Here is a 5,336-nt window from a genome sequence, read left to right on the forward strand (position 1 = left end):
AGAGACAGATTCAACTTTATAATATTTCATCTGTCAACTTGACAGGGACTAGTGCAATTCGACTTTTTTCTTCTATTAAAGAAATTACTTCAGTGAAGCCCCGACATAGTTATAAGTGCCAGCTGGGGTGTAAGTCACGCCTTGAATGTTCTTGCGCGTCAAGTGAGAAGCGATCAGTTGATAAATTGGGACAATGCCTTGTTCCTTCATTAACAGCTTTTCAGCTTTTTGCAAGTCTTGGTAACGTGCGGTTGGGTTGGTAGCGTCTTTGCCTTTAGAATCTGCGATCAGTTGATCGTATTGGGCATTGGACCAAGAACCGTCGTTGTATGAGCCACCGGTGGTGAACAGATCCAAGAAACTGATGGCATCTGGGAAGTCTGCAGACCAACCGTTGAAGACGATGTCAAAGTCTTTGCTTGCCGCACGGGCTAAACGGGTCTTGAACGGCACAGATTGAATCGTCAACTTAAAGCCAGGGAGTTTTTCCAAAGCGGCTTGTAAGTATTCAGAAGTGTTCTTGGCAGCATCCGTATCATCACCCATTAAGGTCAATGACAAGCTGGATTGGCCAGTTTCTTTCAACCCTTCTGCCCAAAGCTTCTTGGCTTTGGCCAAATTGTAGTTGGTATATTGTTTCGTATCCGTAGCGGCATCTTTGGCAAAGTCGGTCGACGAATTATCCGGATCAGCGAACAGGCCTTGAGGGGTCAAGGTGTGTGCCGATAAGGAGCCGTTCTTCAAAACAGAGCTGATGTATTGGCTACGGTTCAACGCTAACGAAATCGCCTGGCGGATCTTGGTGTTCTTAAAGGCTGGCACTTTCTTTTCGTTGAGTTCCAAGTAGTACGTCGCAGATTCTTTAAAACCACGATAGTTCTTGTTGGATTTAGCTGCAGCGGCTTGTTCACCAGATAACGCAACATCATCGATTTTCCCTGACTTGAATAAACTAGCCGCAGTCGTTGGATCTTTAACCACTTGGGTCTTCAAGTTCTTGATGTGCACGTTTTTGGCATTCCAGTACTTCGGGTTCTTGGTTTCGATCCAAGTGTTCCCAGTACCGTTCCAACTCTTCAAGGTATATGGGCCGTTGGTCAAAATGGCAGATGACTTGGTGCCATAAGCTTTGCCATACTTCTTAACCGTTGCTTGAGATTGCGGATAGAAGACGGGATTGACCATCATGGTGTTGAAATAAGGCAAGGCCTTTTCCAAGGTGACAGTCAACGTGTACTTGCCTGTGGCTTTGATCCCTAAGCTGCTGGCAGGCTTTTTGCTGGCCATGATCGCATCAGCGTTTTTGATGCCTGAGAAAAGATAGGCATATTCAGACTTGGTTTTCGGATCGATCGTGCGCTTCCAACCAAATTCGAAATCTTTGGCCGTCAGTGCTTTGCCATTGCTCCACGTCGACTTGCGCAAGTGGAAAGTGTAGGTTTTCCCACCATTGGTCGGCTTGGCAATGGACGTGGCAATGGCTGGTTCAAGTTTCGCGCCTTTATACCGGTACAAACCTTCCATCGTATCATTCAATGCTTGGCCAGAAATGACATCCGTGTTTAACGACGGATCCATAGTGTTGATCACATCGCCTTGCATGGTTGTCCAAGTGTTGGCTTTGGTACTACTCACTTTACTCGCAGATTTATTCCCACAAGCTGCCAACAATGCGGCTGCGGCAAACAACATTGCCCCAGCAAAAAAACTTTTCTTCATTCCCATAAAGCTGCCCCCTATATCATGCATTTAATATGCTGATGGCGTTACTTTATGACTTTTCATGAGTAATTCAAGTAGAAAAGTTAAAATAATCCAATATTTTTGCCACTTAGAACACATTTTAGAATTTCATTTTTCTCTCATCTACACAAAAAAACAGCCGAGAATTGCTTCTCGACTGCATTTTCCCCTAGGCGGCAGTGATTTGAATATCATCATCGACCACATCAGCTTTCAAGGCTTTGACGTCTTGATGGGCCAAATAAAAGTCGGTGACTTTATCGCGCACATGTTGAGCGATCACTCGACGCAATGGGCGAGCCCCCATGGCTTCATCATAGCCTTGCGTGATCAACCAGTCTTTAGCCGCGTCGCTGACAGTCAAGGTCAATTGCTTCTTGGCCAAGGTGTCAGACACATCTTGTAACAAGAGATCCACAATCTTGCCCAAATCAGCTTTGCTCAAGTGGCTGAATTCGACGATCCCATCAAACCGGTTCAAAAATTCTGGACGGAAGAATGGGGCAAGCTTGTCGTGCAAGGACTTGTCGGCTAAAGCGTCATTACCAAACCCGGCATTGGATGTGGCAATGATGATCGTGTTTTTGAAGTTGACCACATTGCCTTGACCGTCTGTCAAACGCCCGTCATCTAAGACTTGCAATAACAAGGTCAAGACTTGTGGATCCGCCTTTTCGATTTCATCAAGCAAAATGATCGCATAAGGATTGCGCCGCACTTGTTCGGTCAACGTATTGCCATTGTCTTCATAGCCGACGTAACCAGCACTGGTGCCGATTAACTTAGAAACCGCGGTGCGATCACTGTATTCAGACATATCTAAGCGAATGATCGCGTCTTTGCGGCCGAACATATCCAACGCTAATTGCTTCGCCAGTTCTGTTTTACCAACGCCAGTAGGACCGACAAACAAGAAACTACCGATTGGCCGCTCGCCGTCATCAAAACCAGCACGGTTGCGGCGAATGGCTTTGGCCACCATATCAACCGCTTCATCTTGGCCAATGACTTTGTTCTTCAAGCGTTGGGCAATGCCTTGCAACCGTTGAATATCACTGGCGCCAAGCTTAGCCACTGGAATGCCAGTCAAGCGTTCAACTGCTGCGGCGACATCTTCTGGCGTAGCAGTAGGGGCTTGTTGGTTGGTATCGCCATGATCGAGTTGGGCTTGGACATCTGCGAGTTGCTTTTTCAAGCTGGCGGCTTTTTCAAAGTCTTCGGCTTTGGCCGCGTCATCTTTTTGTTGCGTGAGTTGTTCAACTTGTTGCTTCAAGGCGACTTCATCCAAAACCGGATGTTGGGCCGCTAAGTGCGCTGCGGTCATATCCAACAAGTCGATGGCTTTGTCTGGTAAGCTGCGTTGTGGCAAATATTGCACGGAATAATCCACACAAGCTTTCAACACGGCATCAGGCAATTGCACATGATGATGTTGTTCATACAACTTGCGCAAGCCTTGTAAGATCTTGAACGTTGTTTCCGCACTTGGTTGGTTGACCGTGATGTCATTGAACCGCCGCGCTAACGCCGCATCTTTCATGATCGTATTGCGATATTCATCTTGGGTCGTTGCGCCGATCACAGTGAGCTCGCCACGCGATAAGGCTGGCTTGATGATGTCAGCTAAGCCTTTGCTGCCAGATTCACCAGTGGATCCTGCCCCTAAGATCTGATGAATTTCATCAAAGAACAAGATCACGTTGCCACGCTTTTTAACGGCTTTGATCAAATCTTGGATATTTTGTTCAAAGCTGCCACGATATTGCGTGCCGGCTTCTAGGTTGGCCAAATCAATGGCGATGATCGACTTGTTTTGAATCGCCGCTGGGACATTGCCTTTGACAATTGCTTGAGCTAAACCTTCGACGACCGCCGTTTTACCAACACCGGCATCCCCGACTAAAATCGGGTTGTTCTTTGTGCGCCGGCTCAATACTTCGGCAGCTTCTTGAATTTCTTTGTCACGGCCGATCACTGGATCCAATAAGCCATCGCGAGCTTCTTGCGTGAGGTCACGCCCAAGCTTGTCTAAAATTGATTTTGGCTCAGGCTTTTGCTTAGTTGCCACTGGCACATTACCAGATTGGAGTTGAGCCGCCTCTTCAGGGGTCAATTCATGTCCATTGACGACATATTTAGGCTGTTGCCCATCCATGCGATGCATCAATTGGTTAAAAAAGTCATCCATCCCATCGTTAAAAAATGGATCGTTAAAGTTTGCCATACTATTTTCCTCCTCAAGTCGGCGCAAAAACACCGCCGACTCGCAGCGGTGCCAATTGATTTATAGTCAGACCGCTGCGGTCTTCTTTTGTTTACATAATATACTATAGTCCCTTTTAGCACTCTAGTAAATAGAGTGCTAAAATTTTGTGAAAAAAGTTTTTGCTACGGCGATTTAAAAATGGATATCAGCTTGATACAGGAAGCAGCGATCCAAATTTCTCGATTTGTTATGTCAACTGATCAGACAAAAAAACAGCCAGAATCACTTCTGACTGTCGTGAATGATTTTAATCGATCAGCACGCGGCAAACTCATTTCGCCAGCCAGCCGCCGTCGATCGGAATCACAGTCCCATGAATATAATCTGCAGCCGGGCTAGCTAAAAATAATGTCAATGCAGCCACTTCTTCCGGTTTCGCCCAGCGTTTAGCAGGCGTTTGTTCTGCCACCCACTGTGCCATATGCCTGTCTCCCGCAAAATCTGCAGCATTCATCGGTGTCTCGATGGCGCCAGGCGCAATGGCATTGGCACGAATTCCAATTCCAGCATAATCCAGATCCAATTGCTTGGTCATGCCGATCACTGCATGCTTGGCTGCTGTATAAGCGATCCCGCCACCGCCACCGACTAAGCCGGCAATCGAAGCCATGTTCACGAATACGCCATGATGTTGGTCCAACATGCGCGGCAGTACGGCTTTGATCATGCGAAATTGACTGGTGAGATCAATCTCTAAAACCCGTTGCCAAGTCTCTAAATCGGTTTGTTCCGCGGTCGCATAACCGTCTAATACCCCTGCGGTATTGCATAAAATATCTGGTGCAAAAGCCGTCACAAGATCTGCAGTTTCCGGTTGCGTCACATCAGCGACCAGCACTTGCGCACCAGTTAAGGTAAATGGCTGTTGATCGATGGCCAAAACTGAGGCGCCCGCTTGAACAAAAGCTTGTGCTTGCGCGCGGCCGATGCCAGACGCAGCGCCGGTAACGACGACTTTTTGATCAGCAAAGTCATTCATACCAATTGCCAATCGTCTGCTAACGCATCGCATCCTGTTGGCTCCCAAACACTATAGCCTTCATGCAACACTTTGATCAAAAAATATGGCGTCACGGCGATGCCTTCATAGTTTTGGCCAGAGACTAATACAATAAATTCTTCGCCACCGCCCCAGTTGGCGCGAACCGCTTTAGCGCCAGCTTTGAGCTTAGGGAGTACTTGTTCAAAAGTCATGTGATCCCTCCTTTGGGTGGTTTTAGAATACAACAAAACCCGACACCTGCATAGGCATCGGGTCAGAAATCATCACATCACCTGGATTATTCACCTCGGTATTTGGGACATGAAATCGCATCTGGCCGGTCTG

General features: G+C 47.2%; 4 protein-coding genes. All 4 read right to left on the bottom strand.

Translation table 11 applies throughout. The features are described 5' to 3' along the window. Positions 1 to 84: 84 nt before the first annotated feature. Positions 85 to 1,725, bottom strand: coding sequence for a peptide ABC transporter substrate-binding protein (locus FD01_RS00200; protein WP_054719410.1), 1,641 nt, complete (start codon positions 1,723 to 1,725; stop codon positions 85 to 87). Positions 1,726 to 1,912: 187 nt separating this feature from the next. Then, on the bottom strand, positions 1,913 to 3,967 hold the full coding sequence (locus tag FD01_RS00205) for an AAA family ATPase (RefSeq protein ID WP_056962211.1): 2,055 nt from the start codon (positions 3,965 to 3,967) through the stop codon (positions 1,913 to 1,915). 313 nt (positions 3,968 to 4,280) lie between these two features. Beyond that, a complete protein-coding gene (locus tag FD01_RS00210) occupies positions 4,281 to 4,988 on the bottom strand; it encodes a 3-oxoacyl-ACP reductase (protein ID WP_056962212.1) in 708 nt (235 codons plus the stop codon). After that, positions 4,985 to 5,203 (bottom strand): DUF2829 domain-containing protein, encoded by a 219-nt coding sequence (locus FD01_RS00215; RefSeq protein ID WP_056962213.1) that lies wholly within the window; start codon positions 5,201 to 5,203, stop codon positions 4,985 to 4,987. The genes FD01_RS00210 and FD01_RS00215 overlap by 4 nt, the downstream gene beginning before the upstream one ends. Between the last annotated feature and the right edge of the window lie 133 nt (positions 5,204 to 5,336).

This window comes from Lacticaseibacillus manihotivorans DSM 13343 = JCM 12514 (assembly GCF_001435035.1).
Classification (GTDB): Bacteria; Bacillota; Bacilli; order Lactobacillales; family Lactobacillaceae; genus Lacticaseibacillus; species Lacticaseibacillus manihotivorans.